Source organism: Serratia sp. TSA_105.2 (assembly GCF_052692115.1).
Genome location: NZ_JBQZFT010000002.1, coordinates 439,997 through 463,606, shown reverse-complemented (window position 1 = coordinate 463,606; position 23,610 = coordinate 439,997). Strand labels below are relative to the sequence as shown.

General features: G+C 58.8%; 27 protein-coding genes. 12 read left to right on the top strand and 15 right to left on the bottom strand.

Annotated elements, in window-relative coordinates; genetic code table 11:
* Nucleotides 1-124: 124 nt before the first annotated feature.
* On the bottom strand, nucleotides 125-640 hold the full coding sequence (locus tag ACUTSC_RS08560; protein ID WP_197766669.1) for a hypothetical protein: 516 nt from the start codon (nucleotides 638-640) through the stop codon (nucleotides 125-127).
* Nucleotides 637-1,434: a winged helix-turn-helix domain-containing protein gene (locus ACUTSC_RS08555; protein ID WP_445653271.1), complete on the bottom strand. Its 798-nt coding sequence runs from the start codon at nucleotides 1,432-1,434 to the stop codon at nucleotides 637-639. Before ACUTSC_RS08555 ends, ACUTSC_RS08560 begins: the two co-directional genes overlap by 4 nt.
* Before the next feature lie 346 nt (nucleotides 1,435-1,780).
* On the opposite strand from ACUTSC_RS08555, the gene ACUTSC_RS08550 reads away from it, so the two are divergent.
* Genes ACUTSC_RS08550 through ACUTSC_RS08540 form a run of 3 tightly spaced genes read left to right on the top strand, consistent with a single transcriptional unit; the run spans nucleotide 1,781 to nucleotide 3,867 of the window.
* Nucleotides 1,781-1,933 carry a hypothetical protein gene (locus ACUTSC_RS08550; RefSeq protein WP_197766667.1) on the top strand — a complete coding sequence of 51 codons (153 nt, stop codon included), beginning with the start codon at nucleotides 1,781-1,783 and terminating at the stop codon, nucleotides 1,931-1,933.
* A 41-nt stretch (nucleotides 1,934-1,974) separates the two neighbouring features.
* Complete coding sequence (locus ACUTSC_RS08545) at nucleotides 1,975-3,264, top strand: O-antigen ligase family protein (protein ID WP_445653270.1); 1,290 nt, start codon at nucleotides 1,975-1,977, stop codon at nucleotides 3,262-3,264.
* On the top strand, nucleotides 3,265-3,867 hold the full coding sequence (locus ACUTSC_RS08540; protein ID WP_197766665.1) for a LuxR C-terminal-related transcriptional regulator: 603 nt from the start codon (nucleotides 3,265-3,267) through the stop codon (nucleotides 3,865-3,867). It begins immediately after the preceding gene.
* A 41-nt stretch (nucleotides 3,868-3,908) separates the two neighbouring features.
* Here the strand turns inward: ACUTSC_RS08540 and ACUTSC_RS08535 are convergent, their stop codons facing one another.
* Nucleotides 3,909-4,709: an alpha/beta fold hydrolase gene (locus ACUTSC_RS08535; protein ID WP_445653326.1), complete on the bottom strand. Its 801-nt coding sequence runs from the start codon at nucleotides 4,707-4,709 to the stop codon at nucleotides 3,909-3,911.
* A 236-nt stretch (nucleotides 4,710-4,945) separates the two neighbouring features.
* Here ACUTSC_RS08535 and ACUTSC_RS08530 point away from each other — a divergent pair, with 236 nt between their 5' ends.
* The 5 genes from ACUTSC_RS08530 (at nucleotide 4,946) to ACUTSC_RS08510 (ending at nucleotide 10,436) form a co-directional block, all read left to right on the top strand.
* The gene (locus ACUTSC_RS08530) at nucleotides 4,946-5,701 is read left to right on the top strand and encodes a CDP-diacylglycerol diphosphatase (protein WP_197766664.1); all 756 of its coding nucleotides are present in this window, start codon (nucleotides 4,946-4,948) and stop codon (nucleotides 5,699-5,701) included.
* Nucleotides 5,702-5,869: 168 nt separating this feature from the next.
* A complete protein-coding gene (locus tag ACUTSC_RS08525) occupies nucleotides 5,870-6,394 on the top strand; it encodes a MarR family winged helix-turn-helix transcriptional regulator (RefSeq protein WP_197766663.1) in 525 nt (174 codons plus the stop codon).
* Entirely contained in the window at nucleotides 6,391-7,722 is a 1,332-nt protein-coding gene (locus ACUTSC_RS08520) for a c-type cytochrome (protein ID WP_197766662.1), read from the top strand. Before ACUTSC_RS08525 ends, ACUTSC_RS08520 begins: the two co-directional genes overlap by 4 nt.
* Nucleotides 7,723-7,737: 15 nt before the next feature.
* Nucleotides 7,738-8,190 (top strand): (2Fe-2S)-binding protein, encoded by a 453-nt coding sequence (locus tag ACUTSC_RS08515; RefSeq protein ID WP_445653269.1) that lies wholly within the window; start codon nucleotides 7,738-7,740, stop codon nucleotides 8,188-8,190.
* Nucleotides 8,191-8,192: 2 nt separating this feature from the next.
* Nucleotides 8,193-10,436: a molybdopterin cofactor-binding domain-containing protein gene (locus ACUTSC_RS08510; RefSeq protein ID WP_445653268.1), complete on the top strand. Its 2,244-nt coding sequence runs from the start codon at nucleotides 8,193-8,195 to the stop codon at nucleotides 10,434-10,436.
* Between the two features lie 22 nt (nucleotides 10,437-10,458).
* On the opposite strand, the gene ACUTSC_RS08505 is transcribed toward ACUTSC_RS08510, so the two are convergent.
* The 6 genes from ACUTSC_RS08505 to lsrK all read right to left on the bottom strand — a co-directional run bounded on the left by ACUTSC_RS08505 (nucleotide 10,459) and on the right by lsrK (nucleotide 16,010).
* Nucleotides 10,459-10,761 carry a hypothetical protein gene (locus tag ACUTSC_RS08505; RefSeq protein ID WP_025301990.1) on the bottom strand — a complete coding sequence of 101 codons (303 nt, stop codon included), beginning with the start codon at nucleotides 10,759-10,761 and terminating at the stop codon, nucleotides 10,459-10,461.
* Nucleotides 10,758-11,393, bottom strand: coding sequence for an AAA family ATPase (locus ACUTSC_RS08500; RefSeq protein WP_038879975.1), 636 nt, complete (start codon nucleotides 11,391-11,393; stop codon nucleotides 10,758-10,760). Before ACUTSC_RS08500 ends, ACUTSC_RS08505 begins: the two co-directional genes overlap by 4 nt.
* 271 nt (nucleotides 11,394-11,664) lie before the next feature.
* Entirely contained in the window at nucleotides 11,665-12,006 is a 342-nt protein-coding gene (yajD, locus tag ACUTSC_RS08495) for an HNH nuclease YajD (protein WP_016928619.1), read from the bottom strand.
* Nucleotides 12,007-12,085: 79 nt separating this feature from the next.
* On the bottom strand, nucleotides 12,086-12,979 hold the full coding sequence (locus ACUTSC_RS08490; RefSeq protein ID WP_038879978.1) for a LysR family transcriptional regulator: 894 nt from the start codon (nucleotides 12,977-12,979) through the stop codon (nucleotides 12,086-12,088).
* A 59-nt stretch (nucleotides 12,980-13,038) separates the two neighbouring features.
* Nucleotides 13,039-14,223, bottom strand: a complete 1,185-nt coding sequence (locus ACUTSC_RS08485) for an MFS transporter (RefSeq protein WP_197766659.1) — start codon at nucleotides 14,221-14,223, stop codon at nucleotides 13,039-13,041.
* Nucleotides 14,224-14,444: 221 nt separating this feature from the next.
* Nucleotides 14,445-16,010: an autoinducer-2 kinase gene (gene lsrK, locus ACUTSC_RS08480; protein ID WP_197766658.1), complete on the bottom strand. Its 1,566-nt coding sequence runs from the start codon at nucleotides 16,008-16,010 to the stop codon at nucleotides 14,445-14,447.
* A gap of 192 nt (nucleotides 16,011-16,202) precedes the next feature.
* On the opposite strand from lsrK, the gene lsrG reads away from it, so the two are divergent.
* From lsrG to ACUTSC_RS08465, 3 genes are all read left to right on the top strand, one after another.
* A complete protein-coding gene (gene lsrG / locus ACUTSC_RS08475) occupies nucleotides 16,203-16,496 on the top strand; it encodes a (4S)-4-hydroxy-5-phosphonooxypentane-2,3-dione isomerase (protein ID WP_043146917.1) in 294 nt (97 codons plus the stop codon).
* Nucleotides 16,497-16,583: 87 nt separating this feature from the next.
* Nucleotides 16,584-17,489, top strand: coding sequence for an EamA family transporter (locus tag ACUTSC_RS08470; protein ID WP_063991238.1), 906 nt, complete (start codon nucleotides 16,584-16,586; stop codon nucleotides 17,487-17,489).
* Between the two features lie 83 nt (nucleotides 17,490-17,572).
* Nucleotides 17,573-18,163 (top strand): LysE family transporter, encoded by a 591-nt coding sequence (locus tag ACUTSC_RS08465; protein WP_197766657.1) that lies wholly within the window; start codon nucleotides 17,573-17,575, stop codon nucleotides 18,161-18,163.
* Here the strand turns inward: ACUTSC_RS08465 and ACUTSC_RS08460 are convergent.
* On the bottom strand, nucleotides 18,139-18,966 hold the full coding sequence (locus tag ACUTSC_RS08460) for a helix-turn-helix domain-containing protein (protein ID WP_445653267.1): 828 nt from the start codon (nucleotides 18,964-18,966) through the stop codon (nucleotides 18,139-18,141). The two genes, ACUTSC_RS08465 and ACUTSC_RS08460, sit on opposite strands and share 25 nt — an antisense overlap.
* 69 nt (nucleotides 18,967-19,035) lie before the next feature.
* On the opposite strand from ACUTSC_RS08460, the gene ACUTSC_RS08455 reads away from it, so the two are divergent.
* A complete protein-coding gene (locus tag ACUTSC_RS08455; protein ID WP_025301999.1) occupies nucleotides 19,036-19,254 on the top strand; it encodes a DUF7661 family protein in 219 nt (72 codons plus the stop codon).
* 9 nt (nucleotides 19,255-19,263) lie between these two features.
* Here the strand turns inward: ACUTSC_RS08455 and ACUTSC_RS08450 are convergent, their stop codons facing one another.
* The 5 genes from ACUTSC_RS08450 to ACUTSC_RS08430 form a co-directional block, all read right to left on the bottom strand.
* Nucleotides 19,264-20,112 carry a PA4780 family RIO1-like protein kinase gene (locus ACUTSC_RS08450; RefSeq protein ID WP_033637570.1) on the bottom strand — a complete coding sequence of 283 codons (849 nt, stop codon included), beginning with the start codon at nucleotides 20,110-20,112 and terminating at the stop codon, nucleotides 19,264-19,266.
* Nucleotides 20,113-20,232: 120 nt separating this feature from the next.
* The gene (amyA, locus tag ACUTSC_RS08445) at nucleotides 20,233-21,723 is read right to left on the bottom strand and encodes an alpha-amylase (RefSeq protein ID WP_445653266.1); all 1,491 of its coding nucleotides are present in this window, start codon (nucleotides 21,721-21,723) and stop codon (nucleotides 20,233-20,235) included.
* 112 nt (nucleotides 21,724-21,835) lie between these two features.
* Nucleotides 21,836-22,492, bottom strand: a complete 657-nt coding sequence (locus ACUTSC_RS08440) for a GNA1162 family protein (RefSeq protein WP_197766654.1) — start codon at nucleotides 22,490-22,492, stop codon at nucleotides 21,836-21,838.
* A complete protein-coding gene (locus tag ACUTSC_RS08435; RefSeq protein WP_060421091.1) occupies nucleotides 22,489-22,845 on the bottom strand; it encodes a DUF4810 domain-containing protein in 357 nt (118 codons plus the stop codon). The genes ACUTSC_RS08440 and ACUTSC_RS08435 overlap by 4 nt, the downstream gene beginning before the upstream one ends.
* 18 nt (nucleotides 22,846-22,863) lie before the next feature.
* Nucleotides 22,864-23,535 (bottom strand): CsgG/HfaB family protein, encoded by a 672-nt coding sequence (locus tag ACUTSC_RS08430; protein ID WP_004939528.1) that lies wholly within the window; start codon nucleotides 23,533-23,535, stop codon nucleotides 22,864-22,866.
* Between the last annotated feature and the right edge of the window lie 75 nt (nucleotides 23,536-23,610).

Sequence of the window (23,610 nt, the reverse complement as noted above, 5' to 3'; positions counted from 1 at the left end):
CTTACCAGAACAGCGGGGTGGTGTTTGGTTGGCGGTCTGCAACGGGAGATACGAGCATGCCGGCCATCGTTAAGTGGGGACTCGCATCTTGTTATTTTTCCTTTCCTGAATGCCAACGCCGGTTTTAGTAACGCCGACAAACAAATGTCGGACTGGGTAGTGTGCGGACAAAGTAAAGATTATCGATCATGTGTCCGATCGTGACATGGTATGAAACTTGGTAATCTTCCGATTGTAAAAAATGTTCCCATAGCTGAGTGGGAACTGAATCCCCGGTATGTTTGCGATCGGCATTAAATTTTAGCGTGTAAACGCCGCCACTGTCCTCGCTTCCCGTGTCGTTATCGTCGATCTCATAAAGGTAGTGCAGTTCGCGATTCAGAACATAAGTTTTGCTTTGGTGTTCGATAAAACCATTTAGCCTGATGAACCCCGTCCCGTTGCTGTACAGGAAGAAGTACATTTTCGTTTTTAGAACGGCGGAAGGTTCCCCTGTTGCCCTTAGCCTGTTGCGTGAAGTGATCTCCGCATCGCATCGCAGCAGCGTTTTAAGGGGGCGTGGTTTTTGCATGAAATAACCCGCCACTGCCAGCATGAGCAGTAACAAGCCGAGAACGAGAGTTGTCTTTCTTTTCATCATGGCGTGACGTCATCAGTGTTTTTTATCGTTTGGCAGCGGCCATATTTCCCTTGGGCAGTTCGACTACAGATGGCCATAAATGCGACCCGGAAGGGGAGAGTGGGGTTGGAAATACTCGAATAAAAAATATCGGATGCGATGCCGCTGCAGTCGATGCCTTCACTCTTCAGCATGGCGGCCGCCTGCGCGATCGTTTCGCTGCGCGTATGCAGTTCGTTGGTTTCCAGGGCGAACACATTGCATTGTTTATACTTGTAGAGATAATCGAGATGGCTTTTTTTGAAGGTGTTATCGGGCTTTTTTAACAACCACCAGGCGAATGCAAGACCACAGCAGGATATGATAATCGCTGCTACGCCAAGCGTTTTTTTCTCTTTCTTAACTTTATCTTTCCCGATCGAGAGGCGTGTTGCGAGCCTGCATAGGAGGATTTTCTTTGGGGCTTTTTTTCTTTCTATAGAGTGCGTGCCGGGTGATATATCTGCTTCAAGAATAAATCCAAGTTTGGGTACGGTAATAATTATCTGCGGATCGACCGCCAACGATTCAAACCCCTTTCTAATTTCACTGATGCAGCCATTCAAATTGTTATTTGAGCCGACAAAGCCGTTATCCTCCCAAACACGCTGCATGAGATGCCTACGGGTAAGCATTTCCCTATTGTTCTTTACCAACTCTGACAACAGGCGAGTTGCGGGGTTAGAAAGCGGCATAAAAGATTCCCTTTCGTTGATAAGAAACAACGCGCGTTCAGCAGGTGAAAAAACAATCATCTGATTAATAACGTATTCCATGATTAAGCACTTACCTTATGTACACGGCGAGATTGATCCTTCGACAGGGTTATACATTATTTTTTATTCGTCAAGATGGCGGAGATTTTTTTATGTTGTGAAATTTTTGGCGCAAATCCACATGTGGAAAAGCAGTCAGTTTTAAGATATCTATTTCTCTTCCTGTTGGTTTTAAATTCCTTATTTTAAATTTATTGAAAGATAAAAAACTGTTTTATGTGTCATTGGCGATACAATTTTTTTGAATGACGCATGAGTAGTTACCATTATCAACGTGAATGAGGGTTAAAGCCTTCCTTTAATAGTGGGTATTTTTCAGTAAAACGATGCAGGGTATGGAGGCGATATGTTGAAAAGGAAAAGGATATTTTATCGCTATAAGCGCAAGGTTTTCGACGCTGCTCAGTCCGTAGGGATCTTGATGGTGCTGATTGGCTTACTGTTGCTGGGCGCCGTCATGCTGTTTCTTGTGATTGATAAGTTCCTGGGCCTGCTTTAATGCATGATTTTGTCTAACATTGAATAGGGATGAATTGAGTTATGTCCAGCGCGTATTTTAAGATCCTAGTGGCAACGTATCTCTGTGTTCTATTAGGCTTGGGTGTTTACATTTACCAACATGACATGAAAAGTCAATTTTTGGTTGTGCCATATTATTGGGTTGGCTATTTTTTTATTCTAGCGATTGCTATGACCGTTGGGTTCATCTTTCTCCGCTCCAGGGAAATGATTATAACACCGGCTTGTTTATTCTTTGCCGCTGGCGCAGTGATATTATTGATACCGGTTTTCTACCCTCGTTCGGCGTGGTGCGCTGAGGTTGTGGGGCGTCTAACGTTGCTATTCGGCAGTTGGGTTATCTATTTTCTACTATTGCAATACCGGATAACGCAACGCTTGCGCACGTGCTTATTATATACGCTGTTATTTACCGCGACGGCAGGAGCGCTGTTATGCTTTTCCATTCCTGCTGATGCTAAGGGTGGCGGCGCCAGCATGGGCGCTGGGTGGCCCGATGTCGTGAGTAGCTTGTTAGCGTCTGGATTATTGGCAGGGTGGACCATGATGATATTGCCACGGTTTCGTTCTCTGCGCCGAGATCGTGAACAGTGGCGTGTTTTGCTGTTGTCAGCCCTTTTAGTCGGCTTGTCCTTCTCCGTGGCTGGGGGGGCGTCGCAAACCGTTTGTTTTAGCGTGTTGCTTAGCTCCGGCCTTTTTACCCTGCTGTTCCTACGCCGATATCCGCTGTATTGCCTACTCGCGTTGCTGATGACGGCGCTGGGTTTCTGCCTGGCGATATTGGTGGATGAGTTGAACCTCAACAGGCATTTTTCCCATGTCCCTTTGTTGAAACCGGTACGCGATGACAGGCTGTTTGATTTGTTGGCGATGATTGTGGAAAAGCCCTGGCTGGGTTGGGGGTATGGGCGATTTGAGCATGGTTTTACGCACTTGCGTGTTCATGCGCTGCTGCCGATATCGACATTCGCCGGTGTGCAGCCGCCTTACAATGAACTGCTGCTGTGGTGGGCTGAAGGTGGAAGCATCGCATTGGCGGGGATATTTTGCTTACTGGCCGGGGTGACTGTGCTGATGCGTGAGGCATGGCGGCGGGAGGTTATCGCTTATCGAGTGCAAAGCCCGTCAGCCGGAGAGGCCGTGTCGCTCGGGCTGACTGTGCTGCCCATCTTGTTCCATGTGAAGTTCGTTTACCCGCTGGGGCTATCGTCATGCCATTGGGTCATATTGACACTGTTGCTCGCCGTATTGGATGGGCAAGGCCGTTCGGCGGCCGTTCGATTCACTTCCCCTAACGCTGGGGGGAAGTGAATGAATATGTTTATCAATATCGCTTTTCTGGATAACGACAGCTTCTTTGTTGCCGGGGCAAGATGCGCATTGAGCGACTATTTTGACGAGCGCGGTATCGAAGCGCGTTTCACTGGACACGTCGGTGCCGAATTGATTTTCCAGGCCGTTGCCAAAGGTGACTCAGGCCGGTTTTGTCATCGTTTTTGCGAGCCTGATGGGATCTATTTTTCCGTTTGCGAACTCAAAGAGGCACATGGCTGCTCGCTTGCTGGATGTTCAAGAGAGGCGGGCAAGGTGTATCGCAATGAAGGTGTCGAGAAATTGTTGCAGACGGTGAAGCGTGCCCTACGAAGCAAAAAACGCCGTGCATGCCGTGCGGATTGTTGCTCTTGGTGCCAGCCGTTGCAATTGACGCCGCAGGAGAAAACGGTGATGCAGTACCTGCGTTGGGAGATGACGCCGACCGCCATTGCTCGCCGTCTGAAGGTCAGTATTAAGACAGTGAGCACGCATAAGCGCGCGGTGATGAAAAAAATGCATTTTCAGCGAGATGCGGAACTTTATCGGTGGCTGCGTTTCGGTGATTTCAATCGAGGAGATAATGGGAATAGCGTTATCTGAACCCTGAGGAGGCAGGTCCGGGCCAGACGGCCCGGGGCATCTTACCAGAACAGCGGGGTGGTGTTTTCAGCCAGAAACGCCAGCAGGATTTCGTTGACCGCCGTCGGGTTTTCCTTGTTGCTGATATGCCCGGCGTTGGGGATCAGCACGTGCCGACAGCCGAGAAGATCGGCCATGCGCTGGCCTTCAGCCGGCGGGCGCGGTTTATCCTGCGCGCCGGTGATGACGATGCTGGCGGCGGTAATGTTTTTCAGCAGCGGCAGCTTGTCGGGGCGACCGAAGATCATCCGGCCCAGCGGGACGATGCTCTCGCGCAGGCGAGCGGCGGGCAGGCTCTGCAGATGGACCAACAATGGTTGCGACAACGTATCGGGTACTTCGTCGGAATAAAACTGCGCGGCGATATACTCCAGCAACGGCGAGGTGATGGCGCCGGCCTGTTCAACGGCCGCCAGCATGCCCATATAACGCTGCCGCGCCTCCGGCGTTTCGTCGCCCAGATAGCTGTCCATCAGCGCCAGCACCTTGACCCGCTCCTGCGCCAGTGCTGCCAGTTCGGCGCCCCACATACCGCCGACGGACAGGCCGACGATGCCGAACTCTTCAATATCCAAATGATCCATCAGCGCCAAATGATCGGCGGCGATATCCGACAGGCTGTTTCGCCCGGCCGGCAGCGCCGGTGAGTCGCCGTGGCCCCAGAGATCCGGCACGATCAGGCGGTAGCGTTTCGCCAGCGCTTCGAACTGCGGTGCCCACATGTTCAGATCGAACAGATAACTGTGGCCCAGCAGCAACGGAAAGCCTGAGCCCACGTCGAGATAATGCAGGGATTTGCCCATCGTTGGCATCTTATCGGTTCCTTATATAAAGAGAGTCCGGCTGCTTATATCACACTCATATTCAACCTGCGGTATTAATTTACCTTAAATTACTTAAGTAAACCCTTATTTTTAATTTCTATTGATAACAAGACGTCAATGAAAGGTAACGCTAAGGATAATATTCTGGTGACGATAAGAGCCTTGGTTTATGCTGGCGCTCCTTTCAAGATGGAATAGGTAAACAGGGAGTTACGATGAAAAGACTTTTCAGACTATTAATTATTTTGCTTGTCATTTTGCTGCTGGCGGCGGTGCTGTGGTGGTTCTTCGGGCGTGGTAATCCGAATGCGCTGTGGCAAATCGTCAGCCAACAGTGCGTGCCCAATCAGCAGCAGAACAACGATCCGGCGCCCTGCTTAAAGGTTGATTTAACCGAGGGTTATGTGCTGTTTAAGGACAGTAAAGGCCCCTATCACGATCTGGTGATGCCAACAGAAAAGGTCAGCGGCATCGAGAGCCCGGCATTGCAGACGGAGCACGCGCCGCCTTATTTCGCCCAGGCCTGGAATAACCGGGGACATATATCCGGCGAGCAGGGTAAACCGTTAAAAGATGCGTGGCTTTCTCTGGCGGTCAATTCGAAATATGGCCGCTCTCAGAATCAGCTGCATATTCACGTTGCCTGCCTGCGTCAGGATGTCTATAACGCGCTGGGGCAGCAGGCGGAACAATTAGATCAGCAGTGGCGCCCGCTGGCGGTGAAATTGGTCGGCCACCAATATCTGGCCAGAAAATTGGCGGGCACCGATTTAACCCAGGAAGATCCTTTCCGGTTACTGCAGAACTATGTGGTCGAGCAGGGCGACAGCATCGGCAATTATGGCCTGGCGTTGGCGGTCAGCCCACAGGGCGAGATGCTGCTGTTGGCGAACCGTTTGAAGCTGACCGATCTGAATCTGGGCTCGGCCGGCGAAATTCAGGACTACCAATGTGCGGTGGCGGGCAACTGAGTTTTTCTTATCGCTCCCCGTTGCCGGGGAGCGAATCTGTTAAAACGCGCTATACCGATCTGTATTAATTAGATTTTATTTTATTCTGCGACATCTGCTTGATCCTGTCATAACGTCCGATCTATTATTTGTTTGCACAAGCAAATAAATAATCGAGAGCAATCCGGTATGTCACAACCACGCAAACTTCCTGCTGCACTGGGCATCCATCTGGATGTGACCAATCGCCTGTGGCGCACGGCGATGGACCAGTCGGTGAAAATGACCAATCTGACGCGCCCGCACTGGCTGGCGCTGAGTGCGATTGCCGATTTGGGGGATGGCTGCACCCTGAAAGACGTTTCGCAGCATTTGAACGCCGAAGTCTCGACGATGTCGCGTGCGTTGCTGTTTTTGGAAAAAAATCGGCTGATCGCTCGCGATGCCCTGTCTGAAGATAAGCGCGCTAAAGGCGTGAGAATGACCGTGGCCGGGCAGGAGATGCTGGCGCAGTTGGATCACTCCAGCCAACAGGCGCGGCAAAAGCTGCTCAACGGTATTTCGGCCGGCGATCTGGAGGCTTTTTATCGCGTATTGTTTGGCATCAAACATAACGCGATAGCGATGCTCGAACAGGAAAATCTGTTGCCGGACGAGTTTGCGCTGTTGGCGGAGGAGCGCGCGGGAGCGGTGAAGCCGGAAGGTGAAGCGTGAACGGCGGCTGGCGAAGAGCACGACAGCTGTGCGTTATCGCGTTGGGGATCTTTTCCTGCCCGGTCTTCGCCAGCCTGAATGACCAACAGCTCATCGCACGCGGAAAATACCTGGCGATCGCCGCAGATTGCGCGGCTTGTCACCGCGGCAGCAGCCAACAGGATGCCCCTTACGTCGGCGGTTATGCGATCGCTTCGCCGATGGGCGATATCATCGCCAGCAATATCACGCCCGCCAAAGGAACCGGCATCGGCGACTACAGTGAACCCGAGTTTCGCCGCGCGTTAACGCAGGGCATCCGGCGGGACGGTCAACCCTTGTATCCCGCCATGCCTTATACCGCTTATCAGGGGTTGAGCGATGACGATCTGCACGCGCTGTATCGCTATTTTATGACCGGGGTCGCACCGGCCGATCGTGCGGTGCCTGAGACCCAACTGACGTTCCCTTTTTCCTGGCGTTATGCGATCCACGGCTGGAACTGGCTGTTTCTGAAAAAAAGGCCCGGCGATGACGATGAGAAAAAAGCGCGGGGTCGCTATCTGGTGGATGTTTTGGGGCATTGCTCGGCGTGTCACAGCCCGCGTAACGGGATGATGGCCGAACGCGACGATCGCTATCTGGCGGGAGGGGAGGCCGGCGGTTGGATCGCGCCGAATATCACCTCGGATCCCGTCAGCGGCATCGGCGGCTGGAGACGGGACGAGTTGGTGCAGTATCTGCGCACCGGGCGCAATGACAAAGCCCAGGCGGCCGGTGGCATGGCGGAGGCGGTGGAGCATAGCCTGCGTTTCCTGAGTGACGACGATCTCGACGCCATCGCCGACTGGCTTAAACAGACGCCGCCGATCGTCACCGTGCAAGGAACGAAAGCGGCCTATCAATACCAGGGGGGCGGTGAAGGCCGTGCAGCCGGGCAGGCGCTGTATGCCGCTGCCTGCGCCAGCTGTCATCGCCTGGGCGGCGAAGGCGCCTACGACGGCCATTTCCCTTCTTTGACTCACAATTCCACCGTCGGCAGCGAGCGGGCCAATAACCTGGTCATGGTAATGCTGCATGGCGTGCAGCGCCAGGGAGAGACGCTGCAAACCTGGATGCCGGGATTCGCCGATAGCCTGGATGATCGGCAACTGGCTGAGTTGGGCAACTATGTATTGCAGCAATTCGGCAATCCGGCAGTCAGGATAACGCCGGAGCAGGTGGGGCAGCTGCGGGCTGGCGGTGAGAAACCGCTGTTGATCGCGTCACTGCCTTATGTGTTCTGGGGCGGTGTATTGCTGACATTGATCGTCATCGGGGCGTGGGTGAAACGTCGGATGAAGCATTGATTGAGGGAGGATGGCATGAAGTTCAATCTGAACGGCCAGGCGGTCGAATTTAACGGCGAGCCGGATACGCCGCTGCTGTGGGTGATCCGGGAACATTTTAAGTTAACCGGCACCAAGTTCGGCTGCGGTATCGGCGCCTGTGGTGCCTGTACGGTACATGTCGACGGCAAGGCAGTGCGTTCATGTTGCTATCCGCGGCAATTGGTACGCGATCGGCAGGTGACTACCATCGAAGGGTTGTCCACCGATCGCAGTCATCCGGTGCAGCAGGCCTGGATTGCGGAGGATGTGCCGCAGTGTGGCTACTGCCAATCGGGCATGATCATGGCGGTCAGCGCGCTGCTGGCGGAGCACCCGAAGCCGGACGACCGGCAGATAGAGGCGGGCCTGACCAATCTGTGCCGCTGCGCCACTTACCACCGTATCCGTGCGGCGGTGCACCGCGCCGCCGACAAGGGAGAATCCTAAGCATGGCGATCACCCGCAGAACCTTGCTAAAAGGCAGCGCGTTGGCGGTGGCCGCCATGCTGCTGCCGATATCGACGCGCAGCCTGGCGGCCGTGGTTTCACAGGACGCGGCGCCGCCCGACGGTCAGTACGAATTGAATGATTGGATCTGGATTGATAGCGGCGGCCGCATCGTTATCGGCGTCTCGCAATGTGAGGTCGGGCAGGGGATTTACACCGGCCTGGCCGAAGTGGTGGCGGCGGAAATGGATGCCGATTGGGCGCAGGTGACGGTGAAGTTCGTCACCGGCCGCGATGCCTACCGTCAGGTTGCCGGGGGCGAGGCTTTCGCGCAATTTGTCGCCGCTTCAACCTCCATGACCAAATTTTATCAGCGCACCCGGTTGGCCGGCGCGCAGGCGAGAGATTTCTTTCTGCGGGCCGGTGCGAGACATCTCGCGCTTTCACCGCAGCAGTGCCGCACGGAGAAAGGCTGGGTGATTGAGGAGGGCGGGCAGCGCAAGGTCGCCTACGGCGATTTGGTGCGCTATGCCGCCGAGCTGCCGTTGGATCCGCAGCCTGGTTTAAAGAGCGAAGCGCAAGAGCAAGAGAGCTTCATCGGCAAGCCGTTGTTGCGGGTCGATACGCCGGAGAAAGTGGACGGCAGCGCGATTTACGGTATCGATATCGACCTGCCGGAGATGCTGATCGGCGTCCCCTGGATGGTGCCCGACCTCAGCGGAAAGCTGGTCGCCGTGCGTAATGAACGGCAGATTCGGGCCATGCCCGGCGTGGTGGATCTGGTGCTGACCCGGCAGTGGTCGATGAACAACATGGTCGGATTGGATCACGATATGTCGCTCAATACGGTGATCGTGGTGGCGGCGAGCTACTGGCAGGCCAAAAAGGCGGCGGATTTACTGGAGGTTGACTGGCTGCCGGGCGCAGGGCAAGCGCTGACCGATAGCACGATTGCGGCGGAGAATCTGGCGATGCTGGACGGCGATACCTTGGTGCCGGCGGTCGATCGCGGCGAGGCGTCGGCGTTGATCCATGACGCTGGGCAGGGTTCGCGCCTGCATGAGGCGCGTTACAGCGCGCCTTATGTGGCGCATGCCACCCTGGAGCCTTGCAACGCCACCAGCCATTATGAAGAGGGCCGTATCGAAGCCTGGGGCCCTTTCCAGGGGCAGGACATGGTGCGCAACGTTCTGGCGAAAATGTTCGGGCTGAAGCCGGCGGATGTGGTGGTGAATACGACCTACCTGGGGGGCAGCTTTGGGCGCAAATATCTGCCGGATGCCGTAATGCATGCTACCGCCGCCTCGCGGGCGGTGGGAAAACCGGTCAAGGTGATCTATCCGCGCGAGATTGACATGCGGCATGAATATTATCGTCCGGCCTGCATCAGCCATTATCGGGCGCTGCTGGATGAAAACGGCTACCCGCAGGCGCTGTGGGCGCGCTATGCCGGGCAGTCTCTATTCTGGCAAATGCGGCGCGAAACGGTACACGAGGCCGGGGGATGGGATGAAAGTATGGTGGAGTGCGTTTACAGCACGCCGTATCGCATCCCTCATTTGAAGGTAGAGGCCGGCATCGTCGAACAGCCGATTTCCCTGAGCTATCTGCGCGGCGTCGGCAGCGTCGCCAGCCTGTTCTTTTTGGAAAGCTTTATCAGCGAACTCAGCCATAAGGCCAAGCGGGACGAGTATCAGTATCGGCGGCATCTGCTGCAGGACACTCCGGAAGCGCTGCGCGTACTGGACGCCACCGCGGCGGCGGCGGGTTGGCAGCACGAACCGCCGCCGGGCGTTTATCGCGGTATGTCGTGCAATATTTGGCTTGGCCGCAATAACGCTTTTACCACCTACGTCGGTTTGGTGGTTGAAATCGCCATTCAGGAGGGGCGACTGCGGGTGCTCCGCGCGGTATGTGCGATTGACTGCGGCAAGGTGATAAACCCAAATCTGGTGCGCGCCAACGTAGAGGGCGGCATCGGCTTTGCGTTGACCACCTGTCTGCACAGCGAACTGCATTTTGAACGGGGCGGCGTGGTGGAAGGGAATTTCGATCGTTATCCGCTGCTCGCGATTGCCGAAATGCCCAAGGTGGAAGTGGTGGTGCTCGACAGCGCGCGCGCGCCGCAGGGATGCGGGGAAGTATCGACTGCGGTGGTCGCTCCGGCGATGGCCAGCGCGCTGCATAAGGCCACCGGCAAAACCTATCGTGCTATGCCGTTCCCACGCGAGTTCTCCTCGGTTTAACGGCCCGCCGGCTGCCGTGCGGTCAGAGCTTCTTCAACAGTTCCAGCAGCTGCGCTTCGCTTTTTTCCGCCAGCCCGTCGATCGCCAGCTTGATGATGTCGGAGCGGGTGATGCGCACGATGCCGTTGCGGGCCGCCTGCACGATCACTTCATCGATGGCTTCAATGTGGTTGTCCGTCAGGCTGACGGAGATCGCCTTGTAGGTGCGCTTGCGGCCGGCCGGTTTGGCTTCCGGCGCGGGCGCCGCGACCGGCAGCGTGTGCGAGGTGGCGCTGTTGATGAATTCGTCTTCCGACATGCGGTGGGTGGGGGTGCGTTTCTTCACAGGATCACCTCTTTCACCAGGCATTCAATTTCGCTCTGCGCCTTTTCGTTGTTCGCCTCATGCACGGTGATGGCTTCGCCCCAGGCGTCGCGGTAAATCTTGCGGTCGCACAGGCGGTGGCTCACCAGGGTGAACTCCGGGTATTCGCTCAGCACCTGCGCCGCTTCGTTGGCTTCATTGATGAAGATGTTGGTCGGGCACATGTTCAGCACGATGTAGCCTTTGACCTTCTCGTTGTATTCCTGCGCGGTGGAGAACATCTCCGACAAATAGCCGACGGTGTCGAGATCCATCTGCGAAGGGCGCAGCGGCGAGAGGAACAGATCGGCGGCCAGCAGCCCGGAGCGCAGTTCGGCGCTGTCGCGGCCGGCGGTGTCGACGATCACGTAGTCGTAATGGCGATCCAGCTCCAGCAGCGTCTCCTTGATTTTGCCCGACGCGGCCACCACCGGAATGTGCGGCAACCCTTCGACGTTCTGGCGGTCGTTGTACCAGGTCATGATCGATTTCTGGTCGTCGGCATCGACGATGATCGCCGTCTTGCCTTGCTTAAGAATCAGATACCCGGCGATATTCACCGCTTTCGTCGATTTGCCGACGCCGCCTTTTTGCGAGCCAATCAGGACAATCATGCTGCCATCTCTCAAGTTATTAAGCTGATAACTTATTAAGTTAATGTGCTTATTAGGTTGATAATCAAACAGGTTAACAAGAACAACTCGCGAACAATATGCACCAACTGCGGCGGCTTGCCAAGCCAGTATGTCGTTAACTGCGCAGCTTATTTTGCGGTGAATCGGCAGGATGGGTAAGTAGGAATTCTCTGGGAAGTGGCAATGCGGAGGCAGGTTTTGTTAATTTAACAGCTTAATAAGTTAGTGACCCATTAAGCTGTCGCCGACATTATTTCTTCATCATCGCCTTCAGATTGGCGAACGGGTTGTGGGTGGCGACGCCGACATCTTTCTGCGCGTCTTCACCGGCCACTACCGTCGAACCGTATTGATCGGCCTCGGTGTATTTCGAGTGTTCATGGTCGTGGCAGTACAGGCACAGCATTTCCCAGTTGCTGCCGTCTTCCGGGTTGTTGCTGTGATCGTGATCGATGTGGTGCACCGTCAGTTCGCGCAGGTTGGAATAAACGAACTCGCGCGAGCAGCGCCCGCACACCCAGGGGAACAGTTTCAGCGCTTTTTCGCGGTAGCCGGTTTCCAGCTTCGCATAGTTTTTGGGGATATAGGCCATGGTGGTCGTCCGTCGTGAATCACTATGCGGCAAATAATACCACATTGCGTGCGGCTACAACGTGCAGCTCATCCTGCCGCTAGCGAAACGTCTCCACCGCCCAGTCGATAAACGCCCGCAGCTTGCCGCTGAGGTGGCGGTTGGACGGGTAGACCACGTACATCTGCTCCGGCGGCGGCTGCCAGTCGTGCAGCAGGCTGACCAGCTCACCGCTGTCGAGGTGCGGCTGCGCCATAAAGCGGTAGGTCTGGATGATGCCCAACCCGGCCAGGCTCGCCGCCAGCAGCGCGTTGCCTTCGTTGATGCTGACCGGATAGCGTTGCTGGATGGCGATCTCTTTGCCGCGTTCGACATAGCGTTGCGGGTGAATGCGATCGTTGAGCGGGTGGCGATAATGCACCATCGGGAAACCCTGCTCCAGATCGCACGGGTGGCGCGGCGTGCCGTGGCGCGCCAGATAGGCCGGGGTGGCGCAGCTCACCCAGTCCAGATCGAACAGGCGGCGGGCGATCAGGCTGGAATCGGCCAGCGGGCCGCTGCGGATCACGCAGTCGGTGCTGTCGCTAATGAGATCGATAACGCGGTCGCCGACGCTCAGATCGATCTGGATCTGCGGGTAGCGCGCCAGAAAATCGGGCAGGGCGGGCAACAGCAGCCGGCGCGCGGTGCCGCCGCCGGTGTCGATGCGCAGCACGCCTTGCGGAGAGCTTTGCGATTCGGTCAGGCAGCCTTCCATCTGCTCCAAATCCGCCAGCCATTTCACCGTATTCTGGTAATAGCATTCGCCCTCGCGGGTGACCGACACGCTGCGGGTGGTGCGCTGAAACAGCTTGGTCTGCAGGTGATCTTCCAGGCTCTGGATCAGCTTGGTCACCGTGGCTTTCGGCATGCCCAGCGAATCGGCGGCGCGGGTAAAGCCGCCGGTTTCCACCACGCGGTTGAACACCCGGATAGCGAGCAAATGATGGTCCATAGGTTCTCAACGTCATGCCCCGGCGGCGGCCGGGACGTGTTTCTGCGGATAAATAAGGATTAACACTGTTTAGCGCCAATCGCGCCGGAGCGCAAGCTGAGCCCGAACACCAGCGTGGCGGAGAGGATCAGTGCGCCGCCGAACAGCATGGTGCTGCTGACGCCTTGCCAATCCACCACCTCGCCGCCCAGCAGTGCGCCGGAGGCCAGCGCGATCTGGATGACGCACACCAGCAGCGCCTGGCCGGCTTCCGGCGCCTGCGGCACGGCGGCGAACATCCAGTTGGTGGCGCATACCGGCACCGCGCCAAAGGCCAGTCCCCAGACCAACACCATCAGCGTGGCGCCGCCGAGGCCGCTGAGCAGCGGCGAAACGATCAGAATGCCCGCCAGCATGGCGGCTATAAGAATAAAGGTGGCGCGAAGGCTGTATTCCCCCAAACGCTCGCCGAGGAAGGTGCCCAGCAGGCCGATGGCGCCATAGGCCAACAGCTGCAGCGAGATCGCCGACGGGCTGAGGACGAACACCTGTTGCAGCAGGGGCCGCAGATAGGTGTAGGCGGCGAAGTGGCCGATGAACAACAGCACGATGGCGATCAGGCCGATGCGCGCCATCGGCAGGCGCAGCGGCAGCACCAGATCGCGCGGCGTGACCGGCCGGGAAGGCGGCACCGAGGTCAGTAAACGCAGCTGCGCGAGCAGCACGCCGACCGCCAATGCCGCACCGCCGAAGAAGGCGGCGCGCCAGCCGAACAGATCGCCGATCAGCGCCCCGGCCGGCACGCCGCACACCGCGCCGACCGAGATGCCGCTGAGGATCAGCGCGGTGGCGCGGCCCTGGCTGGCTTCCGGCACCAGATGACGGCCGTAGTTGGCGGCGAACGACCAGAAGCCGCCGACGCAGATGCCCAGCAGCACGCGGCCCAGCAGCATCATCGGGAAGTTGACCGCCAGCGCCGCCACCAGGTTGGAGACGATCAGCAGCATCGACAGCCCCAGCATCAGTAAACGCCGGTCCAGGCGGCCGGAAATCAGGCTTAATGTAGGGGCGGCCACCGCCGCCACGATGCCGGGCATGGTGACCATCAGCCCGGCGGTGCCGGTGCTGACGCCGAGCGAAGGGGCGATGTTGGTCAGCAGGCCGATCGGCAGAAACTCGGTGGTGACCATGACAAAACAGGCGACCGTCAGCGAGAAGATCGCCGGCCACGGGGATGATGCAGGTTTATCTTTATTATTCAGCATAATGCCGCTCGTCTTGGGTGAATGCGCAGGCCGCGCTCGGGGCGCGGTGTGACCGAAGTCACAATCTACGGCAGGCCGAAGCCGCGGATAAATCTGTTTGCGGTGGTTACACTGTTTCTGAGGGGAAACAATCGCCGGCGGCGAGTGGAAACGCGGCTTGCGCCGCGCTGAGGGGAAAGGAATAAAACGGCATAAGGTTATGACCGAATGCCGCGTAGCGTTTACAGCCCCGGCGCTTTCCACAGCGAAGTGGTCAGGCCGCTATCCACCAGCGTCAGCTGATCGGCGTAAACCTGCCGCCAGGTTTCTTTCTGTTCCTGATACAGCGCGTGGTGGGCCATGTCCGGCTGATACTCGCGTTCCCAGCGCACCAGGCGCTCACCGGTTTCGACCAGCGACTCGTACAGCCCGGCGCCGACGCCGGCGGCGATCGCACAGCCCAGCGCGGTGGCCTCTTTGACCACCGGCACCCGCACCGTCAAACCGGTGACGTCGCTGAGGATCTGGCTCCACAGCTTGCCCTTGGCCCCGCCGCCGGCGAACACCAGCGAGCGCGCCTGCACGCCGGAGAAGGCGGCGATCTGCTCCAGGTTGCAGGCGGAGACGATGGCGGCGTTCTCTTCCAGCGCGCGGAACAGCGTCTGTTTGTTGCAGCGCTCCGGATCAATCGACATGTTGATGAACGACGGCGCCGCGTGGTACCAGGTTTTGAAATGCATGGCGTCGGAAAAGATTGGCATCACGCCGTAGGCACCCGGCGGCACTCTGGCCGCCATCTCTTCCAGCAGGCTGTAGGCATCGACCCCCAGCCGCTCCGCCAGCAATTTTTCCTCCGCGCAGAAAGCGTCGCGGAACCAGCGCATGGTCAGGCCGGTAAAGAAGCTGATGGATTCCGCCTGCGCCATGCCGGGAATGACGTGGGGGTTGATGCGAATGTTCATCTCCGGATCGATGGCCGGCTCCGGCAGGTTGACGATCTGCTGCCAGAAGGTGCCGCCGAGCACCGCCGTCTGCCCGGCGCGCACGATGCCGAGCCCCAGGCTGCCGAGCTGCACGTCGCCGCCGCCCATCACTACCGGGGTGCCGCGCAGCAGCCCGCTCTCCTGCGCCGCCTGTTCGGTGACGCGCCCCAGCACGCTGCCGGTCTCTTTCACCGGCGACAGAATATCGGCGCGCAGCCCGGCCATGTCGAGCAGCGCCGGCCGCCAGTCGCGGCTGGTCAGATCCAGCATGCCGGTGGTGCCGGCGTTGGAAGGATCGACCGCCAGCTCGCCGCTGAGCATGTTGGCCAGCCAGTCGCTGATCATGGTCAGCGTCGCCGCCTGGCGGTAGATGTCCGGCCGATGGTGCGCCAGCCACAGCAGGCGCGGCATGGCGCTCAGCGCCAGCGTCTGGCCGGAGTATTGATACACCTCGCGTTCGAAGCCGTGGTTGTGCAGCTCTTTCAGCTCGCTGACTTCGTGGCTGGCGCGCGCATCGACGTTGGCGCAGGCCCAGATCGGCACGCCGTTGCGGTCGTAAAGAACGATGCCTTCACGCATCGAGCAGCAGGCCACCGCGCGTATCGCCTGCGCCGTCAGCCCGGCGCGCTGCAAGGCCTGGCGAATGCACTGGCAGGCCAGCTGCCAGTTGCGGCTGAGGTCAAACTCCATCGAGCCGGGCACGCCCGACACCGCCAGGTGTTGCCACTCCGCCTGGCCGTGCGCGATCTGGTTGCCCGCCACATCGAAGATCACCGCGCGAATGCTGCCCGTTCCTGCGTCCAGCGCCATCAAGTAGTTGTCCATAGCCTATGCTCTCAGGGGGAGGAGTGTTAACTATAGATGCCGCCGCCTTACCCCGCCGGGGCAGAGGTGGGCGTCGCCGATGCGATTTGTGAGCCAGGCGGCAAAATTGCCGTTGCGGCGGGCAATCGACGGGAATAAACCTATGGTTGGAAAGAGTCATTTTGCGGTACGCCGTTTAAACAAGGAGTTGCCATGCACGTCACATTGGTTGAGATCAACGTTAAACAAGACAAAATCGACGAATTTATCGATGTTTTCCGCGCCAATCATCGGGGGGCAATCGAAGAGCCGGGCAACCTGCGCTTCGACGTGCTGCAGGACGAACAGATTCCGACGCGGTTTTACATCTACGAAGCTTATCGCGACGAGCAGGCGGTGGCGGCGCACAAGCAGACCCCGCACTACCTGCAGTGCGTTGAGAAGCTGGAAGCGCTGATGACCGGCCCGCGCAAGAAGACCACCTTTATCGGCCTGATGCCTGAATAATCGCCGGCGTTTGCCGGTGTCCATGCGCCCGGTTTGGTTGTAACCTGCAAGCTAAAGCGAATTTTCAATGGGATAAGCGGGGCGAGGATGACATTGCGCGATCGGCTGTTGGCGCTGTTGGTGGTGGTGATCTGGGGCGTGAATTTCGTCGTGATCAAGTTCGGTTTACAGGGCATGCCGCCGTTTCTGCTGGCCGGGATGCGTTTCTTGCTGGTGGCGTTGCCGGCGATCTTCTTTATCCCGCGCCCGACGATCCCGTGGAAATGGCTGCTGCTGTACGGCATGACCATGAGCTTCGCGCAGTTCGCGTTTCTGTTCGTTGCCATCAAGGTGGGGATGCCGGCGGGGCTGGCTTCGCTGGTGCTGCAGGCGCAGGTGTTCTTCACCCTGCTGTTGGGTGTCGTGCTGATGGGCGAAAAGCTGCGCGTCAACCATTTCGTCGGCATCGCTATCGCCAGCGGCGGCATGCTGGTGCTGGCGCAGGCCAGCCTGCATAAGCCGGGCAGCGGCGCGGTCCCCCTGGCGGGCCTGCTGCTGACGCTGGCGGCGGCGTTTTCCTGGGCGCTGGGCAACCTGACCAACAAGAAGATCCTGGCCGGTTTCCCGCAGCGTAATATTTTATCGCTGGTGGTGTGGAGCGCGCCGATCCCGGTCGTGCCGTTCCTGGCCTGCAGCTGGCTGTTCGACGGCCCTGAGGCGGTGCTGAGCAGCCTGAGCCATGTGCAGGTCGGCACCTGGTTGGCGGTTGCCTATCTGGCGTTCGCCGCCACGCTGTTCGGTTATTCGGTGTGGGGCAGCCTGCTGGGGCGCTATGAAACCTGGCGGGTTGCGCCGCTGACGCTGCTGGTGCCGCTGGTCGGGCTGTTCGCCGCCTGGCTGCTGCTGGACGAAGCGCTGTCGCCGGCGCAGTTCGGCGGCGCATTGCTGGTGCTGGCCGGCATGGCGGTCAACACCTTCGGGCTGCCGCGCCGCCGGGCGGCGATTGCGCGTTAAACCGAACAGGGCAATTCTGTTCAATACGTTGTCGGCGGCGGCCGGCATTCTGGCGCCTGTGAATACTTTCTCAGGTGCCCATCATGAACATCTACCTTTCCATGGCCGCGTTTGCGCTGGCGGCCTCCATCACTCCCGGCCCGGTCAACATCGTCGCTTTGAGCACCGGGGCGCAATTCGGCTTTGGCGCGACCCAGCGCCATGTGTTCGGCGCCACGCTGGGATTTACCCTGTTGCTGGTGCTGCTGGGATTGGGCATGCACCAGTTGCTGATCCTGTGGCCGGCATTGACCCGCTTGATTCAGTGGGCCGGCGTGGCCTTCCTGCTGTTTATGGCCTACCGGCTGGCGTTTGACGACGGCAGATTGGGCAACGGCGCGGCGCGGGTGCCTTCCTGTTGGTACGGTGCGCTGATGCAATGGCTGAACCCCAAGGCGTGGCTGGCGTCGGTGGCCAGCCTCGGCGCCTTTGTCGGCGACGGCGATATGCTGCTGCTGTGGCAGTTCGCCGGGCTCTACTTCGTGATTTGCTATGCCTCGGTGGCCTGCTGGGCCTATGTCGGCGCGATGCTGCGCGGCCTGCTCAGGCAGGCGCGCAACGTGCGGCGTTTCAACCGGGCGATGGCGCTGCTGTTGGCGGCCAGCGCCTGCTATCTGCTGGCGGAGGGTTTTTGATACTGCCCCGGCGTGGCGGCCCGCAGCTGCTTGAAGGTGCGCTGGAAGTGCGCCTGATCGGCAAAGCCGCTTTCGCTGGCGGCCGCGGCGATCGGCAGGCCGCTTTTCAACAGCCGGTGGCCGTGCTGCACGCGGCGGTTGACCAGATAGGCGTGCGGCGTCATGCCGTAGCGCTGGCGGAAGGCGCGGATCAGGTAAGAAGGGGACAGCGCGGCGGTGCGGCAAATGTCGTCCAGCGTCAGCGGCCGGGTGCAGTGCGCGTCGATAAACGCCGCCGCCGCTTCCAGTCGGGCATGCGATGGTGTCTCCGGCTGGCGGACGTCGCCCAGCCCGAGCTGCAGGGCGCTGAAATACTCCACCATGGCGATCTGTTTTTCCAGCACGCTGCACAGCGGATCCGTCAGCAGCGCATAAAGCCGGTTCAGGCCGTGGAACAGCGCCGGATCGCGGCTGAGCGGCTGGCTGAACGGAACAAAACGGTCACCGTCGCCGCCGAGCAGCTCCTGCTGCAGCGCGCCGAGCCAGGCGAGATCGAGATAGAACATGATGTACGACCAACGGCGATCGGCAATGGGGTTGCAGGCATGTGCCTGCTGCGGGTTGATGACAACCAAATCGCCGGCGCTGACCTGCATGCGCCGCTCGCCGTTGACATAGGTGCTGACGCCGCCGGTGATGGCGCCGATGGAAAAGAATTCGTGGCTGTGCAGGCTGTAGCACACCTGGCGGCCATCCGCGATGGCGCGGGCTTCGACGAACGGCAACTGCGGATCGCGCCAGAACTGCGGCGTTTTTTCACTCATACGCTTTCCTTTTCACTGCGGTGGCATCACAGTGTTATAGCCTGAAAGCGACGAGGGGGGGAATGGCGGATGATGATTTTTAACGTGTTCGGCCGTCTGCTGGGCGTGAAGCGCATCGGGGACGAATGGCGGCTGTTCCGCGTGACGCTGCCGGAGCGCAAATATGCCCCCAGCCACGATATCGTGCTGCCGGCCGATCTGCGCGAAGAGGAGATCGCCGGCTATCTGGGGGATATCTATCACGAGGCGGCGACGCCGCAGCGGCCGGACGTGTTTCGCGTCGAATAGCGCGGCGCGTTACTCTTCCGCGTTGCGCGCCATCATGCGGCGTTGATGTTCCTCGCCGGCGGCCTGGATCTCTTCCAGCACCGAGCCGACGTCGGCGCGTTTCAGAGTTTCGCTGAACCGGCCGCTGAGGACGCTGTCCGGCGTCAGGTTGCCTTCCTGATACAGCGCCCAAATCTCTTTGGCGTATTGGCTGTCGCGCAGCTCCGGCGCGAACTGGCCGTAATACTCGGCCAGATTGCCGATATCGCGCTCGAACATGCTTTTGGCGTGGTTGTTGGCGGCGGCGTCCACCACCTGCGGCAGATCGATGATCACCGGCCCGTCTTTATCCATCAGCACGTTGAATTCCGACAGGTCGCCGTGCACCAGCCCGGCGCACAGCATGCGTACCGCGTAGTTCATCATCAGGGCGTGATCGGCGCGTGCCTGTTCCGGCGTCAGGATGACATCGCTCAGGCGCGGCGCCACCAGGCCTTCTTCGTCGGTGATCAGCTCCATCAGCAGCACGCCGTCCAGGCAGATGTCCGGCTGCGGCACCCGCACCCCGGCCTTGGCCAGCAGATACAGCGCGTCCACTTCGGTGTTTTGCCAGGCTTCTTCCTGCTGCTGGCGGCCGAATTTGGAGCCTTTGCTCATGGCGCGAGCATCGCGGCTGTTGCGCACCTTGCGCCCTTCCTGGTAGTGGACGGCCTGCTTGAAGTTGCGCTTCTCGGCCTCTTTGTACACTTTGGCGCAGCGGATCTCATCGCCGCAGCGCACGATAAACACGTCGGCTTCTTTGCCGCTTTTCAACCGGCGGATGACGTCGTCGATTAACCCGTCATCAACCAGCGGCTGGAGTCGTTTTGGAATTTTCATGCAGCCTTGTACCCTATTTAGGCTCCGGTGTGAATGGCTTGCGCAGTTGATAGCGTAAGTTAGACCCGAAAGGCAAACATTAGTTTTGCCGCCGCGTCATCATTACGCGGCGGCGGGCGCTCACAGGCTGGCGGCCGGCACCCAGACGCTGACGCTGCCGGCGTTGACCGGGAAATGGGCGCTGCCCTGGTCGTCGGTGGTGATTTCCTCCTGACGGTTGCCGAGGAAATCGCGCCAGGCGGTGTGCGCCAAATCGGCGCCCAGTGCGACGGTCTTGCCGCTCTCGCCGCCGTTGGTCAGCACCACCACGCAGCCGGGGGCCTCGGCGGTGCCGGCGCGGCTGAAGGCCACGCAGTGGCTGTCGTCGAAGTAGTCGGTTTGCGGGCCGTTGGCGAAACGCTGGCGGGCGGCAATCAGCTTCTCCAGCTCCGGGATCGCCGGCATGTCAATCTGGTACTCGCCGCCGTCGCGCCCCTTGTCGCGGTAGCTGGCGCCATACAGGTCGGGGTAAAACACGCAGGGCACGCCCTGTTCGCGCAGCAGGATCAGCGCGTAGGCCAGCGGTTTGAACCAGGGTTCCACCGGCGCTTCCAGCGATTGCAACGGCTGGGTGTCGTGGTTGGCGACCAGCGTTACCGCGTGGGCCGGATCGGCGGCGGTCAGGGTATCGGTGAAGATCTGCGCCATGTCGAAGCCGTCGCCCTGTTTCGACGCCTGATGAAACTTCAGGTGCAGCGCCACGTCGAACAGCATCACCTTGCCGTCCACCAGCTCGATGTATTGTTGCAGCGCACCGAGATCGTGCGACCAGTATTCGGCGACGATAAACAGGTCGCGCTGTGCGCTGCCGCGCACGTGATCCGCCCACTCTTTGAAGAACCAGGCGGGAATGTGTTTGGCGGCGTCCAGGCGGAAGCCGTCGCACGGCAGGGTTTCCAACAGCCAGCGAGCCCAGTATTTGAGCTCCTCCGTCACGGCGGCATTGCGGAACTCCACGTCGGCCCCCATCAGATAGTCGTAGTTGCCTTTTTCGTCGTCGACCTGATCGTTCCAGCCGTCGTCGCCATAGTCGTTGGCGATTTTGAACACCCCTTTGTCGTCCGGCTGCTCAACGTAATCGACGCCGCTGAAGCATGTGTAATCCCAGATAAACTCGGAATGTACGCCCTGACGGCCGGGAAAGGTGAAGCGGGTGTAGGCCAGCGCGTCGAAGCCCTGGTCGTCGATGTCGTTGCGGTTGTTGGCGTCCACCTTGAACACGTGTACCTGTTCTTTCTCGTCCGCGCCGAGCTTGTGGTTGAACACCACGTCGTAGAGCACCCCCACGCCGTGTTCGCGCAGCGTATTGGCGGCGTGTTCGAGCGCCGCCTTGTCGCCGTATTTGGTGGCCACGCTGCCTTTCTGGTCAAATTCGCCGAGATCGAACAGATCGTAAGTATCGTAGCCTACGGAGTAGCCGCCGGAAGCGCCCTTGCAGGCGGGCGGCAGCCACAGGTCGGTGATGCCCAGTTCGGCCATGTGCGGGGCGCGCTCGGCGGCCTCCTGCCATAGTTTGCCGCCGTCGGGGTAGTACCAGTGGAAGAATTGCAGCAGGGTGGTTTTTTTCGTCATGAGCCAGCGTCCCGGTTAGCCAGAAGGAGAGGAGCAGTTAAAGCATGGGCTACTTTTGGCAAAAGGGACAAGTTTGGCATAGGCGGCCCGAGAAGGCCGCCCGAGAGATGGCTTAACGCTGGCTGGCGTAATGAGGTGAGCGTGGGCCATAAAGAATGGCGCCGTTCTGACCTGTCGCCGATAACAGACGGGTGTTGGCGATGGCGCCAACATCAAATCCTTTGTCGCTGATGGTATCGGCGATTTGTGAAATCGCGGCGCTGATCACCATGCCCAGCAGGCCTCCGGAGTTGTTGTTGCCTTCGTTGCTGGATGCGGTGGCGGTGCCGGTCCACAGCTGTTTGCCGTTGCGCAAATCGACCAGGCGGGCGGCTACGGTAACGCGGGTTTCGCTGCTGATCACCATGTAGCTGGTGCCGTATTGCGTGACATCCAGGTACAGCACGGTGTCGGCGCCGAAAATCTGGTGCAGTTTTTTCGGGCTGACGGCGCGAATGTCGTTGGCGTTGGTTAGACCGTTTTGCAGGAAGGTTTCCTCCACTACAGCGACCGGCAGTACATAGTAACCGGCCTCGGCCAACGGCAGGGTGGCGCTGGCGAGTACGCTGTGGCTGGCTTTGATATCCGGCGACTGGTTAACCGGCGGCAAGACCAGAATCGACTTCGGCTTGCTCTCATGGAACGCCGCATAATCATAAGGCGTCTGCTTGGCACAGCCGCTTAGCAACAGGGTGGCGGCAACGCCGAGTAAAGTGAGTACACGCTTCATTTAAAACTCCCCTTATCCCTGGCCATCAGGAAATTCATAAACGGCGCAGATTCCGGGAACAGCGTTTTTTCCGTGTTGAATTCACTCATTGCTTGTCCGTCGTTGCCGGTTTTGCTGTACAGCAGCCCCAGTTGCGCATGCAGACCTGGTGGTACGGCTTTATCCTTGGCGCGGGATTTCTCGACGATCTCTTTCAGCGTGGCGATCTGCTGCTCAGGGCTTTGCCCCTCCTGCTGGTAGTATTGATAAAGAGAAGTTTGATAGCCATCCCAATTGTAAAGTGTTTTCGGCGCGGCGCAGCCGGCCAGCAGGGTCGCTGCAAACAGCGCCCCGCCCATTTTTTTAGTTATCATCTTTCTGCTTCTATTCCGTTAGTTAGCAGGGCGCCATGCGCCATTTTCGATACCGGTGACCAGGTTATTGACGGCTTCACGCACAGCCAGGTCCAGCACCTTGCCGTTAAGGGTGGAGTCGTAGCTGGCGGTGCCCCCGAAACCGATGATTTCGCGATTGGACAGTTCGTATTCACCGGCGCCCTGAGAGGAAAAGACGACTTCTGAGGTCTGTACGTTTACGACGTTCAGATTGACTTTGGCGTAAGCGACTTGTGATTTACCGCGACCCAAGATCCCCCACAGCTGATGATCGCCGACTTCTTTACGGCCGAATTCGGTGACATCGCCGGTAATTACATAATTGGCGCCTTTCAGCGTTTGTGCCTTCCCTTTAATGCCGGCTTCAGTTTTCAGCTCTTCCATGTTGGCGCGATCCAGCACGTTGAAACGGCCAGTCTGCTGCAAATGCGTGATCAGGATAGTCTTGGACTGATTGCCCAGTCGATCGACGCCATCGGAGAAGATGCCGTTCATGTAGCTGGAGCGGTTGTCGAATTTACCGACGGCGATAGGGCTGCGTGGGCCCTGATAAGTGGTGTTGTAGGAAGCGACTTTCGGCACTTCCAAAGTGCGAGAAGATTCGGTCGCGCAGCCCGCCAGCAAGGTGACGGAAAGGGCGACGGAACAGACGGCGAGTGATTTTTTCATTGGCGTGCGATCTCTCCATGAGCATAAAACAGCGCGGGAGCAACCCGCGCCCGACGTTGATATAACGAACGTTGT